19 protein-coding genes and 1 pseudogene are annotated in these 18,183 nt (G+C 65.7%); 7 read left to right on the top strand and 13 right to left on the bottom strand.

All coding sequences use genetic code 11. The features are described 5' to 3' along the window. Window positions 1–51: 51 nt before the first annotated feature. The 9 genes from MRY80_RS16640 to MRY80_RS16600 form a co-directional block, all read right to left on the bottom strand. A complete protein-coding gene (locus MRY80_RS16640; RefSeq protein WP_293292177.1) occupies window positions 52–534 on the bottom strand; it encodes a F0F1 ATP synthase subunit B in 483 nt (160 codons plus the stop codon). After that, window positions 527–1,099 carry a F0F1 ATP synthase subunit B gene (locus tag MRY80_RS16635; protein ID WP_293292176.1) on the bottom strand — a complete coding sequence of 191 codons (573 nt, stop codon included), beginning with the start codon at window positions 1,097–1,099 and terminating at the stop codon, window positions 527–529. The genes MRY80_RS16640 and MRY80_RS16635 overlap by 8 nt, the downstream gene beginning before the upstream one ends. Window positions 1,100–1,192: 93 nt before the next feature. Continuing rightward, window positions 1,193–1,420: a F0F1 ATP synthase subunit C gene (locus tag MRY80_RS16630; protein WP_133283461.1), complete on the bottom strand. Its 228-nt coding sequence runs from the start codon at window positions 1,418–1,420 to the stop codon at window positions 1,193–1,195. Window positions 1,421–1,481: 61 nt separating this feature from the next. Then, a complete protein-coding gene (locus tag MRY80_RS16625; protein WP_293292175.1) occupies window positions 1,482–2,234 on the bottom strand; it encodes a F0F1 ATP synthase subunit A in 753 nt (250 codons plus the stop codon). Window positions 2,235–2,267: 33 nt separating this feature from the next. Next, entirely contained in the window at window positions 2,268–2,675 is a 408-nt protein-coding gene (locus tag MRY80_RS16620) for an AtpZ/AtpI family protein (RefSeq protein WP_293292174.1), read from the bottom strand. A 208-nt stretch (window positions 2,676–2,883) separates the two neighbouring features. Next, window positions 2,884–4,017: a cell wall hydrolase gene (locus tag MRY80_RS16615; RefSeq protein ID WP_293292325.1), complete on the bottom strand. Its 1,134-nt coding sequence runs from the start codon at window positions 4,015–4,017 to the stop codon at window positions 2,884–2,886. A gap of 160 nt (window positions 4,018–4,177) precedes the next feature. After that, window positions 4,178–5,608 carry a ribosome biogenesis GTPase Der gene (der, locus tag MRY80_RS16610; protein WP_293292173.1) on the bottom strand — a complete coding sequence of 477 codons (1,431 nt, stop codon included), beginning with the start codon at window positions 5,606–5,608 and terminating at the stop codon, window positions 4,178–4,180. After that, window positions 5,605–6,276, bottom strand: a complete 672-nt coding sequence (locus MRY80_RS16605) for a tetratricopeptide repeat protein (protein WP_293292172.1) — start codon at window positions 6,274–6,276, stop codon at window positions 5,605–5,607. The genes der and MRY80_RS16605 overlap by 4 nt, the downstream gene beginning before the upstream one ends. Window positions 6,277–6,363: 87 nt before the next feature. Further along, window positions 6,364–6,930 carry an NnrU family protein gene (locus tag MRY80_RS16600; RefSeq protein ID WP_293292171.1) on the bottom strand — a complete coding sequence of 189 codons (567 nt, stop codon included), beginning with the start codon at window positions 6,928–6,930 and terminating at the stop codon, window positions 6,364–6,366. A gap of 51 nt (window positions 6,931–6,981) precedes the next feature. Between MRY80_RS16600 and MRY80_RS16595 the strand changes: the two genes are divergently transcribed. Then, complete coding sequence (locus MRY80_RS16595) at window positions 6,982–7,314, top strand: TraR/DksA C4-type zinc finger protein (protein WP_293292170.1); 333 nt, start codon at window positions 6,982–6,984, stop codon at window positions 7,312–7,314. Here MRY80_RS16595 and sbmA read toward each other — a convergent pair. Then, entirely contained in the window at window positions 7,311–8,612 is a 1,302-nt protein-coding gene (gene sbmA / locus MRY80_RS16590) for a peptide antibiotic transporter SbmA (protein ID WP_293292169.1), read from the bottom strand. The two genes, MRY80_RS16595 and sbmA, sit on opposite strands and share 4 nt — an antisense overlap. Window positions 8,613–8,746: 134 nt before the next feature. Next, on the bottom strand, window positions 8,747–9,964 hold the full coding sequence (gene phaZ / locus MRY80_RS16585) for a polyhydroxyalkanoate depolymerase (protein ID WP_293292168.1): 1,218 nt from the start codon (window positions 9,962–9,964) through the stop codon (window positions 8,747–8,749). Window positions 9,965–10,081: 117 nt separating this feature from the next. Between phaZ and MRY80_RS16580 the strand changes: the two genes are divergently transcribed. The 6 genes from MRY80_RS16580 (at window position 10,082) to MRY80_RS16555 (ending at window position 17,611) form a co-directional block, all read left to right on the top strand. Continuing rightward, complete coding sequence (locus MRY80_RS16580) at window positions 10,082–10,738, top strand: glutathione S-transferase (RefSeq protein ID WP_293292167.1); 657 nt, start codon at window positions 10,082–10,084, stop codon at window positions 10,736–10,738. A gap of 221 nt (window positions 10,739–10,959) precedes the next feature. After that, window positions 10,960–11,754, top strand: coding sequence for an inducible mutagenesis protein A (locus tag MRY80_RS16575; RefSeq protein ID WP_293292166.1), 795 nt, complete (start codon window positions 10,960–10,962; stop codon window positions 11,752–11,754). Further along, entirely contained in the window at window positions 11,660–13,231 is a 1,572-nt protein-coding gene (locus MRY80_RS16570; RefSeq protein ID WP_293292165.1) for a DNA polymerase Y family protein, read from the top strand. Before MRY80_RS16575 ends, MRY80_RS16570 begins: the two co-directional genes overlap by 95 nt. Continuing rightward, window positions 13,231–16,482 (top strand): error-prone DNA polymerase, encoded by a 3,252-nt coding sequence (locus MRY80_RS16565; RefSeq protein WP_293292164.1) that lies wholly within the window; start codon window positions 13,231–13,233, stop codon window positions 16,480–16,482. Before MRY80_RS16570 ends, MRY80_RS16565 begins: the two co-directional genes overlap by 1 nt. A gap of 12 nt (window positions 16,483–16,494) precedes the next feature. Beyond that, window positions 16,495–16,704, top strand: a complete 210-nt coding sequence (locus MRY80_RS16560) for a hypothetical protein (protein ID WP_293292163.1) — start codon at window positions 16,495–16,497, stop codon at window positions 16,702–16,704. Window positions 16,705–16,786: 82 nt separating this feature from the next. Beyond that, window positions 16,787–17,611, top strand: a complete 825-nt coding sequence (locus MRY80_RS16555) for an SDR family oxidoreductase (protein WP_293292162.1) — start codon at window positions 16,787–16,789, stop codon at window positions 17,609–17,611. Window positions 17,612–17,614: 3 nt separating this feature from the next. Here MRY80_RS16555 and MRY80_RS16550 read toward each other — a convergent pair whose 3' ends face one another. Beyond that, a complete protein-coding gene (locus MRY80_RS16550) occupies window positions 17,615–17,902 on the bottom strand; it encodes a DUF2218 domain-containing protein (protein WP_293292161.1) in 288 nt (95 codons plus the stop codon). Between the two features lie 105 nt (window positions 17,903–18,007). Next, window positions 18,008–18,183, bottom strand: a pseudogene (locus MRY80_RS16545) (3-oxoadipyl-CoA thiolase); the annotation flags it as partial.

Raw genomic sequence — 18,183 nt, 5'->3', positions numbered from 1 at the left:
GCCGGGCGCCTCGCGGCGGCCCGGCCTGATATGTGTCAGCCGAAAACCGGCTCAGTTCATGCGCGCCTTGACCTCGTCAAGCGACTTGCGGAACAGGTCGCCGGCGGTGTCCGAAGACACTTTCTCGCCGATGATCCGCGTCGCGGCGGCGAGCGCCATATCGACGGCGGAACCGCGCACTTCGCTCAACGCGTCTGCTTCGGCCTGCGCAATCTTCTGTTCGGCCAGCGCCGTGCGACGGGCGACATATTCGTCCGTCTTCTGCTTGGCTTCCGTCGTGATCATGTCGGCTTCGCGCTTGGCGGCGTCGACGATGTCGGCGGCTTCCTTTTCTGCTTCCTTGCGCTTCTTCTGGTATTCGGCCAGCAGGGCCTGCGCTTCCTCGCGCAGCTTACGGGCTTCTTCCAGCTCGTTGCGGATCTTGTCCGCACGATCGTCAAGCGCGTTGGCGATGGTGCTCGGCACCTTCACATAGAGGACGATGCCCAGGAAGATCAGAAGCGAGATCAGCGCCCAGAATGTTGCGTCAGCCATTGGCGCCTCCCAGGGCGTTCTGCACCTCGGCCTCGCTGACCTGCGCGCCGATCAGACGATCGACGATGGCCTGCGTGGTCTCGTTGGCAATCGATCCGACATCGGCCATGGCCTGATCACGGATCGATGCGATGCGGGTTTCGGCTTCGGCGAGCTGTTCAGCAAGCTTGGCTTCGACCTTGTGGCGCTCGGCCTCGGCCGCAGCCTTGGCTGTGTCGCGCGCCTTGTTGCCGATTTCGTTGGCGGATGCCTTGGCCTGAGCCAGTTCCTGCTCGTAGGCGGCGATCGCCTCGTCGGCCTCGGCCTTGAGCTCATGCGCCTTGTCGAGATCCTGGGCGATGCGATCCTGGCGGGTTTCCAGGATGCCGCCAATGCGCGGCACGATGACCTTCGACATGAACCAGTAGAGGAAGGCGAAAGTCAGGGCGAGCCAGAAGAGCTGCGAGGCGAAGGTCGAGGAATCGAAGGGCGGAAACGCCCCGCCCCCATGCGCGTCGGCGGCGGCGTGCGCCGTTTCTGCAGCGCCATGAGCGGCTTCTTCGGCAATTGCCTGGGTTACAAACATGGGCGTTCCCTAACGGAGAATGGCGCGGCGGTGCCGCGCTTTATCCTGGAGCGATCCGGCCGGGAGACCCGGCCGGTGTCGATGCACGTGCGATCAGACCGCGAAGAGCAGCAGGAGCGCGACGAGCAGCGAGAAGATGCCCAGAGCTTCCGTCACGGCGAAGCCGAAGATCAGGCGGCCGAACTGGCCGTCTGCTGCGGACGGATTGCGCAGGGCGCCGGAGAGGTAGTTGCCGAAGATGGTGCCGAGGCCGATGCCGGCTCCGCCCATGCCGAGGCATGCAATACCTGCACCGATGAACTTTGCTGCTTCCGCTTCCATGATGAACTCCTTTGGATGAGAATTTGCGGATGAACTTGGCGGCTGGCCGCCGGTTAACGGGTCAGTGGCTCGGATGCAATGCGTCGTTGAGATACATGCAGGTGAGCACTGCGAAGACGTAGGCCTGAAGGAAGGCCACGAGGAATTCCAGGCCGGTGAGCGCCACGGTCATGGCCAGCGGCAGGATGGCGCCGCCGATGCCGATGGCGCCCATCGCGGTGAGCGACGTCACGAAGCCCGCGAAGACCTTCAGCGTGATGTGGCCGGCCAGCATGTTGGCGAACAGACGAACCGAAAGGCTGATCGGACGCGACAGGAAGGAGATCACTTCGATCAGCACGACCAGCGGAACGAGAAGCCCGGGCACGCCGTCGGGCACGAAAAGGCCGAGGAACTTGGCGCCATGCTTCATGAAGCCGTAGACCACGACCGTCCCGATCACCAGGATCGACAGGGCGAAGGTGACGATGATCGACGAGGTCACGGTGAAGAAATAGGGGAACATGCCGAACAGGTTGGCGACCAGCACGAACATGAAGAGAGAAAAGACGAACGGGAAGAACCGCATCCCCTGCGTTCCCGCCGCGTCTCTCAGCATCGAGGCGACGAATTCATACGCCATCTCGGAGATCGACTGCATGCGGCCCGGGACCAGCCCGCGATTGGCGGTCGTCAGATAGAGGAAGCCGGAAACCGCGGCCACCGTCACAACCATGAACAGCGACGCATTGGTGAAGGAGAGGTCGAGACCACCAACATTCTCGATCGGAATGATCTTGTTGATCTGGAACTGGTGGATCGGATCGTTTGCCACCGCAAAACCCTTCAGTTGTCGCGCGTCGCGCGGCTAATTCTGTTCCCCGTCCGACTTGCGGCCGGACCCTGATTTATCCTCCGGCGCCGCCACGAGACCGGCAGACCTGAGTACGTTCAACACGCCGGCCACAAAGCCCAGGAGCAGAAACACGATCATGCCCCACGGCGCAATGCCTGCGATGCGGTCGATCAGGTAGCCGATCCCCGCTCCGACCAGCACACCGGCGACAAACTCGCTCGACAGCCTCAAAGCGTTGGCGAAACCGGCTCCGCCGCCCGTCCTGCGATTCGGTTGCCCGTCGTCATCCGCCTTGCGCTCGGCCAAAGCCGCATTGAGCGCTGCGCGACGGGAATCCAGATCGCCGACCGCACCAGCGCCGCCTTCCGCTCGCTTCCCAGCCTCTTCGTCCGGCTTGTGCGGCGACTTATCGCCTGCCATCGGACTGTTTGGGCTGGAGCATCGGAAAACGGAGACCCTTGGTGAAGTCGCGCGCAACATAGTTTCGCCATGTTGCCTAGTCAAGGCGCGTTTGCGCCTGCGAAAAGGTTGATTTTTCGCAGTAAAATCAGAGCGTTATGCTGGGATTAGCAAATGGTCGCAGTCTCGATACGCGACCATGCCCACAAGAACCGGCCCGAACGAAGGCTCAGGTCCAGCCACCGCCATAGGTGCGGTAGAAGATATGCAGACCGATACGGGCCTTGCGCTGCATGGTGCGCGCCCAGCGCGGCCGCACGTAAACGGCATGATAATGCGTCGCGGACCCGACCTCGTCGAGCCAGATCTTGCCGGCCGTGACGGCCATCGCGACATCCTGCGCGGTCTTCCAGTGCTTGGGAGAATTGATGCGCTCCTTCTTGCCGTCGCAGGCAAAGGAGAACTGGCAGCGATTGCGCCAGTGATCGTTCTGATAGACCACGCCGCAAATGGTGTTGGGGAAGGCGGGATTGCGGACACGGTTGAGAATCACCTGGGCGACCGCGGCCTGTCCCTTCACCTTTTCACCGCGCGCCTCGAAATAGACGCCCTCGGCGAGGCATTTCTGCTCCCGATCGTTGAAGACTACAGGTGGCAGCGGGGTGCGGGCCCAGGGATGGTCGCTCTTCGGGACCGGCGGAATGAATCGTCCGAGTTGTTCGACCTCCGGCTCTTTCAACAGGCTGCGAAAGGGCGATTCGCGCGCGAAGTCGGGACCAACCGGCGCATAGGCCGTCGCAAGCGAATCAGCCTTGTCGTTGGTGACAAGGCTGGCGAGCATGATCGGAACCTGGGCGTCGCGCGTTGGATCGGCGCGCTTGTGGAACTCCGTGGCGATCTGGATTTCCTTGCCGCCGATCCTCGGCTTGGCGAAGGCCATCAGCGTGTCGTCGGCGACGGCCGGCCCCATGATGCGGCTGTGACGCTCGAGCACCGAGCCTGCCGAGAAGCCCTTCGGCGGCGCAGTCGGCGCGACAGACATGATTCGTCCCGTCTTCTCGGCGCGATTGACGCGTGCCTCGTCCGGCGTGTCAGCGACCTCCGGCTTCAGCGGGGCCATGACGACCCGACCCAGTTCGGGCGCATCGATGCCGGTGGACGAGATGGAGCCGGTCACCACCGGGTCGACATTGAACCGGGCCTCGACCTGGTGGATGGATCCGGCGACCGAATCCTCCAGGAAAGTGTGCCAGCGCGCGCCGTTCCCGTCGGCGCCGGTCAGCAGGCCGGAGATGTCCTGGAACGCGACGGTCGTGGGACTGGCAATGTAGAACGCAGCCGCCAGAATCGCCGGGGCGGACATGCGGGCCGCAAGGCTGCGAGCCGTCCGGGACTTCGTTTCACCCAATGCACTTCTCCGTAATCGACGCCACGCAATACGAGTATGCCGATCACAGTGCTTGATTAACCTTGACAGCCGGTTAATGCGCGCGGGAGGCCGTGCAGAAACGGGACGGGAAGCCCTATTTCTTCTTTTTGGCCCGGCCTGCGAAGGGGTTGTCGCTCGTGCGCGTCATCAGACGGATCGGAACGCCGGGCAGGTCGAAATTCTGACGCAGCGTGTTCGTCAAATATCGCAAATATGACGCAGGCATGGCGTCCGGCCGCGAACAGGACAGGACGAAGGCCGGCGGGCGCATCTTGACCTGGGTGATGTAGCGGAGCTTGAGGCGGCGGCCGGCGACGGCGGGTGGCGGGTGGTGTTGAACAACTCCCTCCAGCCAGCGGTTCAGGCGGCCGGTGGAGATGCGGCGGTTCCACACTTCGTGGGTTCCGACGATCTCCTGCATGAGCTTGTCGAGGCCGGCGCCGGTCTGGCCGGAGATCGGCACCGCGCGGATGCCGCGCACCTGCGGCAGCAGACGTTCGGTCTTTTCGCGCAGATCCGCCAGCGATTCCTGGCGATTTTCGACCGTATCCCACTTGTTGAAGGCGATGACCGGCGCCCTGCCCTCGCGGATGATCAGGTCGGCGATCTGCAGATCCTGCTTCTCGAACGGGATCTGCGAATCGAGCACGATGACGACAACTTCGGCGAAGCGGATGGCCCGCAGCGCGTCGCCGACGGAGAGTTTTTCCAGCTTCTCCTGGACACGGGCCTTGCGGCGCAGGCCAGCGGTGTCGAACAACTTGATCTTGCGGCCCTTCCATTCCCAGTCGACGGAAATGGAATCGCGCGTGATGCCGGCCTCCGGGCCGGTCAGAAGCCGGTCCTGGCCGATCAGCCGGTTGATCAGCGTCGACTTGCCGGCATTCGGCCGCCCGACAATGGCGATGCGCAGGGGCTTCGACGCGTCATAGGCCGGGATGTCCTCCTCGGTCTCGTCGTTGACGTCCTCGCCGACGAGGTCGTCTGCGGTGTCGGCCACCTCCTCCTCGTCCTCGGCCAGCGCCCGCTCCTCGCCGACGGCGGCGACGACGGCGTCGCGCAGGTCGGCAAGGCCGAGACCGTGTTCGGCGGAAATGCCGACCGGATCACCCAGTCCGAGCGCATAGGTCTCGTAGAGGCCGGCCTCGGCGCAACGGGCTTCCGCCTTGTTGGCGACGACGACGACCGGCTTGCCGGACTTGCGCAGGATGTCGGCGAAGGTGCGGTCGTCCGGCGTCAGGCCGGACTTGGCGTCCGTGATGAAGAGCGCGACATCGGCCTCGTCGATGGCGCGCAACGTCTGGGCGCGCATGCGGCCCTGCAACGTTTCGGCATCGCCGACTTCGAGGCCGGCGGTGTCGATGACGTCGAATGTCAGGTCGTAGAGCTTGGCGGCGTGACGACGACGGTCGCGGGTCACGCCCGGCGTGTCGTCCACCAGCGCGAGGCGCCGGCCGACGAGCCGGTTGAACAGCGTCGACTTGCCGACGTTCGGACGTCCGACAATGGCGACGGTGAAGCTCACCCCTCCGAAACCTCGCCGGAGGCCGTGATCAGGTCGAGCATGATGCCGGCGCGCTGCTGGGCGTTGCGCGGCGCGCTCGGATCATCGACGATCTGCTGGAACAGGACCTTCGCGTCGCCAAGGCGGCCTTCCTTCCACGCGGCAAGGCCCAACGCCTCGCGCGCGGCGTGGCGCAGCGGGTTCTCGTCGGACGACAGCGATTCGGCGCGCTCGGCGACATCGGCCGCGCTGCCGGTGTCGACCAGGATGTAGGCGGCGCGGATCTTCGCCATGTCGCGTACCGCAGCGGGCGCGGACGAATCCGCGGCGACCGCGTCGAAGGCAGCGACGGCGCCAGCGGAATCACCCTTTTCCTGCAGCACCGTGGCAGCACGCATGCGGGCCAGCACCGGATAGGCGCCGTAACCGTCGCCTTCCAATTCCTCAAGGGCAGCCAGCGCCTCGTCCGGCTTGCCGTCATTGGCCAGGTTGAGCGCGACCAGGAACCGGTCGCCGGAGGCCGAAGCGCGGCTGTCGGTGTAATACTGGTAACCGCGATAGCCGGCCGTGGCGATCACGATGAGGATCGCGGCCCCGATGAGGATGGGGCCGAAGCGATCCCAGATCCTTTTCATCCGATCGGAGCGGAGTTCCTCTTCGACCTCGCGGATAAAGCTGTCGTCAGACATGGATGTCCCGTCGTTCTGTCACTTATGCGTGGGCCGCTTTTACGGGATTTGGCGGCAAAAGAAAGGGGCCTGACTGCAGCCCCTGCCTCAGATCGGCGAGACGCCGAACAGGAAGGCGTGCAACTGCATGATGAACCAGACGGTCAGCGCCGTGCCGACAACCACCGCGACGACGTCGCCGACGATGGAAACCGGCCCGAAGACCGGATCGCCGCGCCGCTTCTCCGAAATGCGCACGATCACGGCCCAGGCGAGGAAGGTGATCGCCAGAAGCAGGGTCGCGGCGTCGCCGTTCGCGAGAATATGGGCAAGCGCCCAGACCTTCACCGCCGTGATCATCGGATGCTTGACGCGCTTCTTGATGTGGCCCGCCGGCGCGTAGGCGGAGACCAGCAGGATCATCGCGAGGAGCATCAGCACGGTCACGATGTGTTTCACGAAGACCGGCGGCTCGTAGAAGAAGGCGGCTTCCGGCCGGGCTTGGCCATAGCCCCAGATCAGGAGCACGAGGCCGACGATGGCGACGAGCGAATAGACGCCCTTCCAGGCGTTTTCGCCGCGTTCGGCGATCATCCGGTCACGAAAGGCCGGCGCGAAGACGCGGATCGAGTGGACACCGAGAAAGAGGACGATGCCTGCGATGAGCCAGATCATGGGAAACCCTTGTGCCTTGTTCGGTGTGCCGCCGAGGAATAGCCTGTCTATATGACAATCGATGCGGAAAAGGCAAAACGGCGCCTGGCGGAAAAGCGTGCCGAAATCGGGACGCACCGGGCGATGAGCGCGGAGGCGCGGGCGCCGGTCGAGCTCGACCAGGTGGCCGTCGGCCGGCTGTCGCGCATGGATGCGATGCAGCAGCAGGCGATGGCGGAAGCCGCGGAACGGGCCCGCGCCCGCGACCTGGTGCGCATCGAGATGGCGGAACGGCGCATCGCCTCCGGCGATTACGGATATTGCGAGGAATGCGGCGAGGAAATCCCCGACGGCCGCCTCGCCATCGATCCGATGGCGACGCGGTGCGTGGGGTGTGCGGGCTAGACGCCGGGGCCGACCGGCTGGGACGGATCGTCGCCCGGGACCGGCGCGCCATGGATGGCGAGCCATTCCTGGTCGATGGTCGGCAGCTCTTCGCCGCCGATCGCGGATTCAAAGGCCTTGAGGCGTTTGTAGATCGACAGCAGATCGACGATCGTCGTCCATGAATAGACCAGAATCTGGAACGAGCTGGAGACCTGGCCGAACGCGGTCAGCACCTGCTGCATGATGCCGTAGGTGAAGCCGACCGCTCCCGCCACGAGGATGGTGGGGATCAGTATGGCCGTGGCGAAGATGTTGTCCGCCTGCAGATACAGCGACCGGAACACGTTGAAATACATGTAGTGGAAATAGAGGCGGAAATAGTTCCTCCGCACATGGCCGAACAGCTCCTTCACCGTCGGCGGCTGCGCCCGCTCGGCATTGTCCTCGCCGTAGACGAGTTCCTTGCGGTAGGCGGCCTCGACGCGCTGGTTGCGGAACTCCAGCCCCGGAAGCTTGACGCCCACCGCGGCCAGCAGGACCGTGCCGAACAGCGACCACACGATCGCCGCCGTGAACAGCGGCGCCGGAATGGCGCCGACGATCGGCAACTCCGTCACATATTGCGAGAGCGACCAGAGCAGCGGCAGGAAGGCGACCAGCGTCATGACCGCATCGATCATCTGAACGCCGAGCCCCTCCATGATGCCGGCGAAGCGCATCGTGTCTTCCTGCACGCGCTGGGAGGCGCCTTCGATGTGGCGCAGCTTGTCCCAACGCTCCATGTAGTAATCGTTCATCGCCGTGCGCCAGCGGAAGATCCAGTGGCTGATGAGGAAGCGCGACGCCACGAAGACGAAAATCGCCATGAAGGCGATCGTCGCGAAGATCCAGAGCAGATTATAGAAATCGGCCCCGTTGGTGACCGCATCCTTGTTGAACGCCCCCTGGACAAGGTCGAAGAACGGACGCCGCCAATTGTTGAGCGCGACCGATATCTGCACGCCGAAATAGGTGTTGAACAGGATCACCGCGGACCCGACGATGGACCACCATTGCCAGGGATGCGGCGACCAGACGAACCAGAAGGCGGTGAAGATCGCCACCGCGAGGACGTAATAGACGTAGAGCCAGAGGAAGGACGGCGACCAGAAATAATGGATGCCGACAATCTGTCCGTCTTCCGGCGTCGGCTGGCCAAGCCCCAGATACGAGCCCCAGTTATGGCCACCCGCGTACCAGACCATCATCGCGACGGCGGTCCAGACGATCACGGACAGGAAAAACAGCTTCGGTTTGGGAAAGAAGGATTGGAACACGGCGGGACGTCCTCGGCATCAAGGTGCGATTCGGCAGAAAACTAAAGCAATCACGGCGAAAAGCCATGTGTGATCGATCACGCGCTATCACGTGACGGTGTGGCGGGAGGATGGCGGCGGGGTTTCGGCCCGGCTCACTCGGTCGCGAGGATCATGTTACGGACGACGGGATAGATCTCGCGTTCCCAGCGCCTGCCGGCGAAGACGCCGTAATGGCCGACATTGGCCTGCAGGTGATGGCGCTTCAGATGCGGGCGCAGCGAGCGGCACAGGTCGTGGGCGGCGGCGGTCTGGCCGAGGGCGCAGATGTCGTCGCGGCCGCCTTCCACCGTCAGCAGCGCGGTGTGGCGGATGGCGCCCGGATCAACCTTGTTGCCGCGATAGGTGAACTCGCCGGTGGCAAGCTCCGCCTTCTGGAAAATCCGGTCGATCGTCTCGATGTAGAATTCCTCGGTCAGGTCGAGCACGGCGAAATATTCGTCGTAGAAGGTCTTGATCTTCTCGGCCTCCGCAGTCTCGCCCTTGGCCAGGTGGTCGTAGAGCCTGCGGTGCGCCTTGTTGTGGCGTTCGAGGTTCATCGCCATGAAGGCGACGAGCTGCAGGAAGCCCGGATAGACGGCGCGGCCGCCGCCCGGATAGCGCGACGGCACTTTCGAGATGACCGAGCTCTGGAACCATTCCAGCGATTTCGACACCGCGAATTCGTTGACCTCGGTCGGGCTTTCGCGCGCGTCGATCGGGCCGGCCATCAGCGTCATGGAACGCGGCGTGGCGGGGTGCTTTTCCTGCGACATGACCGCGACGGCGGCCAGCGCCTGCACGCAGGGCTGGCAGACGGCGAGGATGTGCGCGCCCGGTCCGATCTCCTCCAGAAAGCGGATGAGATAGGCGACATAATCCTCCACGCCGAACTGACCGGCCTCCAGCGGCACGTCGCGGGCGTTCTTCCAGTCGGTGATGTAGACCTCGTGATCGCGCGACAGCGTCGCGACCGTGCCGCGCAGGAGCGTGGCGAAGTGGCCCGAGAGCGGCGCGACGACGAGCACCCGCGGCTGCGGCGCATCGACGTCCTTGGCGAATTTCAGGAGCGTGCCGAAGGGCAGGTCGAGCGCGACCTCTTCCGTCACCGGCACCTCGCGATTGCCGACCGTCACCGTGTCGATCAGGAAATCCGGCCGCTCGTGGCTGAGCTCGAAACGCGAGATCATCTCCCATGCCGCGGCGAAGCGACGCTGTACCGAATTGGCGGGCAGGAGGTTCTGGAAAGGCAGGCCGCCGCCCATCATCATCCGCGCGAAATCGCGCAGCGGCGTCATGAAATCGTCCTGGAACTGGTAGGCGTGGTACAGCATTCAAAGGGGCCCCGAAAACCGACGATCAAGGTGCATTGCAAAAAGCTAGTGCAAATTTTTTTGCAATGCGAGAAGATTGTCTTCTGAGGCAACCCAAACCAACGAGACGAAGACGGCATGTCCCGGGCAATCCTGACGATCTCCTCCAAGAACTATTCCTCCTGGTCGCTGCGCGGATGGCTTCTGTGCCGCATGGCCGGCCTCGATTTCGAGGAGGCGATGGCCGACCTGGACAGTCCGGAAATGCGCCAGGAACTGCTGCTCCTGTCGCCGTCGGTGCTGGTTCCGCGCCTGACCAATGAGGGCGTGACGGTCTGGGACACGCTGGCGATCGCCGAATATCTCGCCGAGATCCGCCCGAAGGCGGGACTGTGGCCCAACGACATGGCCGCCCGCGCCCATTGCCGCGCCTTTTGCGGGGAGATGCATTCCGGCTTCGCCAATCTGCGCTCGGCGCTGCCGATGAACATCAAGGCGCGGCACAAATCCTTCAAGATATTTTCCGGCGCGCGCCCGGATGTGGAGCGCATCAAGGCCATCTGGCGCGAATGTCTCGACACCTATGGCGGGCCGTTCCTGTTCGGCGAGACGCCGACCGTGGCCGACGCCATGTATGCGCCGGTCTGCACCCGCTTCCGCACCTATGCCGTCGAACTGGAACCGCAACTCGCCGCCTATTGCGACCATGTCTTCGACTGGCCGCTGATGAAGGCGTGGGAGGAAGGCGCGCTGGCCGAGCCGGACGAGATCATCGAACTCGAGGTGGAGTTCTAGGGACTTTCAGCTTTTCGCTCCCTGACCCTTGGGCAGGTTTCGCTCCTGCCGGCGCAGACTCCTGTTGCATTTGTTCCTGTTTTGTTCTTTCATGAGATCATGCAGACGATCTCGCCCCTTGCGCCCGGGAACGGGCTTTTTCGCGTTCACGGACGGCCCGCCATGGCCGGGTTCGCGCGCGCATGGGGCCGCGCATGGGCCATTGCCGGCGGGGGCGCGGCATGAACGACCCTGCCCTCCTCGACGAGTTGCGCAAGAAGATCGGCCAGGCGGAGCGTGCGGACGAACGGAGTTGGCCGGTCGTCGGCTCCGGCGCGGCGGATTTCGACGCGAGCCTGCCCGAAGGCGGCTTCGCCACCGGCGCGCTGCATGAGGTCCTGCCGGCGACATATGCCGACTTTCCCGCCGCGCTCGGCTTCGGCCTAGGCATGGCGGCGCGCATTCTCGACACGCGGCCCGGCCCCATGCTGTGGGTGCTGCCGGCCTATCAGACGGCGAGCCATGGCGCGCTCCACCCCGACGGGCTCGCCGCCTTCGGCATCGATCCGGACCGGCTGATCCATGTCAGCGCGCCGAAGACGCAGACCATGCTCTGGGCGCTGGAGGAGGCGCTGGCCAACAGGGCCGTGTCCGTCGTCACCGGCATCCTGCCGGAAAACGACCGTTTCTACGACTTCACCCCCAGCCGGCGACTGGTGCTGGGGGCGGCAAGGCATGGCGTGACCGCACTGGTCTTCGCCACGCACCCGCAGGCGGGCGGGGCAACCGCGGCGATGACACGTTGGTCGGTCGCCGCAGAACCGGGCATCGCAGCGCCCCGCGCCGGGCAGGCCGTTCCGGGCCTCACCGCGCCGCGCTGGCATGTCCATCTTCTCAGATCCCGCAGGGGCGGACGCGGGCAATGGCATCTCGAGTGGAACCATGAAACGCTATCTTTCCGTCTGGCTGCCCCGCTGGCCGATCGAACGCCGCAGCGGTCGTTTGGCCTTCACACAGGGCAACGCGCTGCCGGCTGACGCGACGACCCCGCTCGTCCTGTCCGACATGGCCGAAAGCGGCGCCCGCATCACCGCCGCCAATGGCGCAGCCGAAGCGCTCGGGCTTTTTGCCGGCATGGCGACGACCGACGCGCGCGCCATGCATCCGCCGCTCGTCGTCGAAGCCGCCGATGCGGCCGGCGACAGGCAGGCGCTGCGGCGGCTGGCCTTCTGGTGCCAGCGCTACAGCCCGCTGGTGCGCATGGAAGCCCCCGACGGGCTGTGCCTCGACATCGACGGCTGCGCGCATCTGTTCGGCGGCGAGGAAAGGCTGGCCGAAGACCTGGCCGGACGGCTCGCGGGGTTCGGCCTGACCGCGCGGCTCGCCGTCGTGCCGACCATCGGCGCCGGCTGGGCGCTCGCTCGGTTCGGGTCCGAGGAGATCACCCATGTCGCCCGCGGCGAGACCGGCGCGCGACTGGCGCCGCTGCCCGTCGCCGGGCTGCGGCTGGCGGAGGAGACGGTCGCCGGGCTGAAGCGGCTGGGGCTCGAGCGGATCGGCCTGCTGATCGGCAAGCCGCGCGCGCCGCTCGTCACCCGCTTCGGCCCGCTGCCGGTCCTGCGGCTCGACCAGGCGCTCGGATCGGAGGACGAGAGCTTCGGCCCCCTCTGCGCGCCGCCCTTCTACCAGGCAGCCTGCCGCTTCGCCGAGCCGATCGTCACGCTGGACGCCGTGGAGACGACGATCGGCCGGCTCAGCGGCGAGTTGACGCGGGTTCTCGACCATGCCGGCAAGGCGGCGCGGCGCGTCGAACTGGCACTCTACCGGGTCGACGGCTGGCGCGAGACGCTCGCGATCCGCACCTCCAGCCTCAGCCGCGACGCCGACCACCTGGCCCGCCTGCTCGGCGAAAGGCTCGACCGCATCCGCGACCATGCCGGTTTCGGCTTCGAGACGGCGACGCTCGCCGCCTTCGACGTCGAGGACGCCGACGCCGTCCAGCACGGGCTGGCCATGCCCGGCGAGGACACGCAGGCAGGCGACATCGCGCCCCTGATCGACCGGCTGGCCAACCGCTTCGGCCCGCGCAACGTGGTGCGGTTCGCGCCGCGCGCCAGCTATGTGCCCGAACGCGGCTTCGAGCGGGTTTCCATGCTCGACGCACGGCCGGATCGCGACTGGCTGGCCCATATGCGCGCGCGCCAGAACGACGCCGCCTTCGCCCGGCCGGTGCTGCTGTTCGACACGCCCGAGCCGGTCGACGTCGTCGTGGAAATGCCCGACAAGCCGCCGGCACGGTTCCAGTGGCGACGCGTCTCGCATCGCATCACCCGCGCCGAGGGGCCGGAACGCATCGCGCCGGAATGGTGGCTGCGCGGCAATGTCAGCCGGCAGACCCGCGACTATTACCGCGTCGAGGACGAGACCGGCCGGCGCTTCTGGCTTTATCGCGACGGGCTTTACGAGCGGACGAACGACCAGCCGCGCTGGTTCATCCACGGGATGTTTTCGTGATGCCGGCGTCGTCTGACATCACCTATGCCGAACTGGCCGTGACCAGCAATTTCAGCTTCCTGCATGGCGGGTCGCATGCCGGCGAATTCGTGGAGACGGCCGCGAAACTCGGCTTGGCGGCCATCGGCGTGGCCGACCGCAACACGCTGGCCGGCATCGTGCGCGCCCATGTGGCGGCGAAGGCGCATGGCGTCCGGCTGCTGGTCGGGGTGCGGCTGGTGCTGCGCGACGGTTTCGAGGTGATCTGCTATCCGACCGATCGCGCCGCCTATGGCCGGCTGACCAAGCTCCTGACCGTCGGCAGCCGGCGCGCACCCAAGGGCGAATGCCATCTCGATTTCGACGATCTAGTGCTGCTCGGCGCCGGCCAGCGGCTGATCGCCATGCCGCCCTACGAGATCGACGCGGCCTTCAAGAACGGGCTGGCGCGGCTTTCCGGGCTGTTTGCGCGCCAGACCCTGCTGGCGCTCGCGCCGCGCTATCGCTCGAACGACCAGGCGCGTTTCGCCGCCCTCGACGTCCTCGCGCGCCGGCACGGCACACCGCTGGTCGCCACCAATGACGCGCTCTACCACATCCCGGACCGCCGGCCGCTGCAGGACGTGCTCACCTGCATCCGCAACCATCTGACAATCGAAGACGCCGGTTTCTGCCTGCAACCGAACGCCGAACGCCACCTGAAGGCGCCGGCCGAAATGACCCGGCTCTTGTCGGGATACGAACACGCCGTCGCGCGGACGGCGGAGATCATGCGCGACTGCACATTCAGCCTCGACGAATTGTCACACGACTATCCGAAGGAAACCGCCGGCCAGAGCGCCACGCCGCAGGAGGAACTGGAACGGCTTGCCTGGCTGGGCGCTGCGAACCGGTTTCCCGACGGGCTGCCGGACACGGTCCGCGCCGCGATCACGCATGAACTCAAGCTGATCGGCGAACTGGATTTCGCACCCTTCTTCCTCACCGTGCACGGCATCGTGGATTACGCGCGGTCCCTCAAGCCGCCGATCCTGTGCCAGGGGCGCGGCTCCTCGGCCAATTCGGTCGTCTGCTTCTGCCTCGGCATCACCTCGGTGAACCCGACGGAGATCGACCTCCTGTTCGAGCGCTTCATCTCGGCGGCGCGGGGCGAGCCGCCGGATATCGACGTCGATTTCGAGCATGAGCGGCGCGAGGAGGTGATCCAGCACATCTACGAAAAATACGGCCGCCACCGCGCCGGGCTCGCCGCCACCGTCATCCGCTACCGCAGCCGCAGCGCCGTGCGCGACGTCGGCAAGGTGATGGGCCTGTCGCCGGACATCATCAACGCGGTCAACGGCATGGTGTGGGGCTGGTCGTCCTCGGCACCGTCGCGCGACAGCATCGCCCAGGCCGGCCTCGACCCGCAGGACGCCCGCGTGACGCAGACGCTGAAGCTGGTGACGCAACTGATCGGCTTTCCCCGCCACCTGTCGCAGCATGTGGGTGGTTTCGTCATCACGGACACGCCCCTCGACGAGGTCGTGCCCATCGCCAATGCGGCGATGGAGGACCGCACCGTGGTGGAGTGGGATAAGGACGATCTCGACGCGCTCAACATCCTCAAGGTCGACGTGCTGTCGCTCGGCATGCTGACCTGCCTGCGCAAATGTTTCGACCTCGTGCGCGACCATTACGGCGCCGACATCACGCTCGCGAACATCCAACGCGAGGATCCGGAGACCTATGCGATGATCCAGAAGGCCGACACGGTCGGCGTCTTCCAGATCGAAAGCCGCGCCCAGATGTCGATGCTGCCGCGGCTGAAACCGCAAAACTTCTACGACCTCGTCATCGAGATCGCCATCGTGCGGCCCGGTCCGATCCAGGGCGGCATGGTGCATCCCTATCTGAAGCGGCGGCAGGGGCTGGAAAGCGTGGACTACCCCTCGACCGAACTCGAAGCGGTGTTGAAGAAGACGCTGGGCGTACCGCTGTTCCAGGAACAGGCGATGAAGATCGCCATCGTCGGCGCCGGCTTCCCGCCGGAAAAGGCCGACCGGCTGCGCCGCGCCATGGCCTCGTTCCGCAATCACGGCACGGTGGAACAGTTCAAGACCGATTTCGTCAGGGGCATGATCGGCAATGGCTACACGCCGGAGTTTTCCGAACGCTGTTTCGACCAGATCCGCGGCTTTTCCGATTACGGTTTCCCGGAAAGCCATTCGGCCAGTTTCGCGCTGCTCGCCTATGCCTCGTCCTGGCTGAAATGCCACTATCCCGACGCCTTTGCCTGCGCGCTGCTCAATTCCCAGCCGATGGGGTTCTATTCCGCCTCCTCCATCGTCCGGGATTTTCGCGAGCACGAGGGCGTCGTGCGTCCCGTCGACGTCAATCACAGTCTATGGGACCATGCGCTGGAGCCGCTGGACAGGCCGGCCGCGCCCACCGGCCTCGGCGGCAATGCCTGCGCCATCCGGCTCGGCTTGCGGCAGGTGGACGGGCTGCGCGAGGACGCGGCCCGGATCCTGATCGCCGCCCGCGACGGCCCCTTCACGTCCATGCGCGACTTTCATGTGCGCACGCGCCTCGACCGGGGCAGTCTGGAGCGACTCGCCAATGCCGACGCCTTCCGCTCCATCGGGCTCGACCGGCGCGCGGCGCTGTGGGAGATCAAGGGGCTTGCGGGCATGGCCGGCCGGCTGGTCCGGGAGGACGACCTGCCGCTTTTTGCCCGCGACAGCAACGGCATCGCCGCGCTGCTGCAGGAACAGGCGCATGTCGAATTGCCGGAACTCCAGCCCGGCGAACAGGTGGTGGAGGACTATTCGGCGCTCAGCCTGTCGCTCAAGGCGCATCCCGTCGCCTTCCTGCGCGAACAGATATCCGGTCGGGGCATCGTCACGGCCAAGGCGCTGGACAATCACGGCAACCGCCGCCGGGTGCAGGTGGCGGGACTGGTGCTGGTGCGTCAGCGGCCCGGCACCGCCAGCGGCGTCATCTTCATGACGCTGGAGGACGAGACCGGCATCGCCAACGCCATCGTCTGGCCGAAGGTCTTCGAAAAACATCGCCGCATCGTGATGGGCGCGCGCATGGTGGCGATCGAGGGCGTGCTGCAGCAGGAACAGGGCGTGACCCATGTCGTCGCCCAGCGCCTGACCGACCTGACCGGCGATTTGATGGAGGCGCTGTCGGCGCCCGCCGCCGCAACCCGAACCCAATCGCCCAGCCTGTGGCGGCATCCGCGCAATGTGCGCATGCTGCCCAAGGGCCGCAATTTTCATTAGCAGGACAGGACCATGGACCAGGATCCGATCCAACCGGAACGCCCCGCCGAAGTCCTCGAGATCGAGGCTGCCATCGACGCGACGATCGTCCTGTGCGGCGGCGACCCACGCGACGCGATCCGCGCGCTGCTCATCGCCAACGACTTCCTTGAGGCCGAGCGCGACCGGCTCACGAGCCTGATCAGCAACGGCTATGCCCGCGGCCTTGCGAGGCGAGGTTGACCGCAATTGCGCCTTGACTTCGGCCGGATGCCGGGGGCACCTCGGCAATCGGCGCAACGGGCATGCCAGAGGGGGAAACACGATGGCGAAACTCGCGGGCAAGACCGCCTATGTAACCGGTTCCGGACGGGGGATCGGCCGCGCCGTGGCGCTGAAGCTGGCGGCCGAAGGCGCGCAGGTGGTGGTCAACGACCTGGAGGCCGGGCCCGCGGACGAGGTCGTCGCGACGATCAGGGCGGCCGGCGGCGAGGCCGTGGCCGCGGTCGGCAGCGTGACCGATCCCGCCTTCGCAGGCCGCTTCATCGCCGCGGGCATGGACGCCTTCGGCGGCGTCGACATCATCGTCAACAATGCCGGCTACACCTGGGATGCGATGATCCACAAGATGAGCGACGAGCAGTTCGAGGCGATGCTCGACGTCCATTTGAAGGCGCCGTTCCGCATCCTGCGTGCCGCCGCCGGGCCGATCCGCGAAGCCGCCGAGATCGAGGCCGGAGACGGCCGCGAGGTGTTTCGCAAGGTGGTCAACATCTCCTCGGTGTCGGGCACGCATGGCAATATGGGCCAGGCCAACTACGCCTCGGCCAAGGCGGGCCTCATCGGCCTGACGAAGACGCTCGCCAAGGAGTGGGGACGCCACAAGGTCAACGTCAATTGCGTCGCCTTCGGCTATATCGAGACGCGCATGACCGCGGTCTCCGACGAGAAGCGATCCGTCACCGTCGACGGCAACACAGTCACGGTCGGCATTCCGAGCAAGGTGATCGAGGGCGTGAAGGCCTCCATTCCGCTCGGCCGCGCCGGCACGCCGGACGAAGCCGCCAACGGCGTCTACCTCTTCTGCGCGCCGGAATCCGACTACATCACCGGCCAGGTGATGCTGGTCGATGGCGGGATGGCGCTGTAGGGCTCAAGCCTCGGACCAGGCCAGTTCCTCGAGGTTTTCGCGAAAGGCGAAGCGAACGAGGTGGCTGACGATGATCCCCTTGGCCCGCTCCAGGCCGGCCGCGTCCTCGGCATGCACGTCGAAGGTGATGCCGCCGTCGTCGGCATGCATCTCAGCCGGGCCCGTCGACAGGGCGCAGCGCCCCTCGTCCTCGGAATATTCCACCTCGGTCTTGTGGCCGAAGTGCTTGCAGAGCTGGGCGAGGTATTTTCGCCCATGGGCCGTTTCGAAGCGGGCGGTCGCTTTCTGCATGATCAAGATTCCCGTCTTTTAATTGTTGAGTATTTTGATCATATTATAGCGCGAGGCGCGATTTTCAATCCCTTCGCCTCGCCGGCACCGGACCTGCAATCCCGCTCACACCGCCTCGATGGCGATTGCGATGCCTTGGCCGACGCCGATGCACATGGTGGCGAGCGCGCGTTTGGCGCCGCGGGCCTGCAGCTCCAGCGCCGCCGTGCCGGTGATGCGCGCGCCCGACATGCCGAGCGGATGGCCCAGCGCGATCGCGCCGCCATTCGGATTGACGTGCT

The organism is Oricola sp. (assembly GCF_022763245.1).
Taxonomy (GTDB): Bacteria; Pseudomonadota; Alphaproteobacteria; order Rhizobiales; family Rhizobiaceae; genus Oricola.
This window is presented reverse-complemented; position numbering and strand designations above follow the sequence as displayed.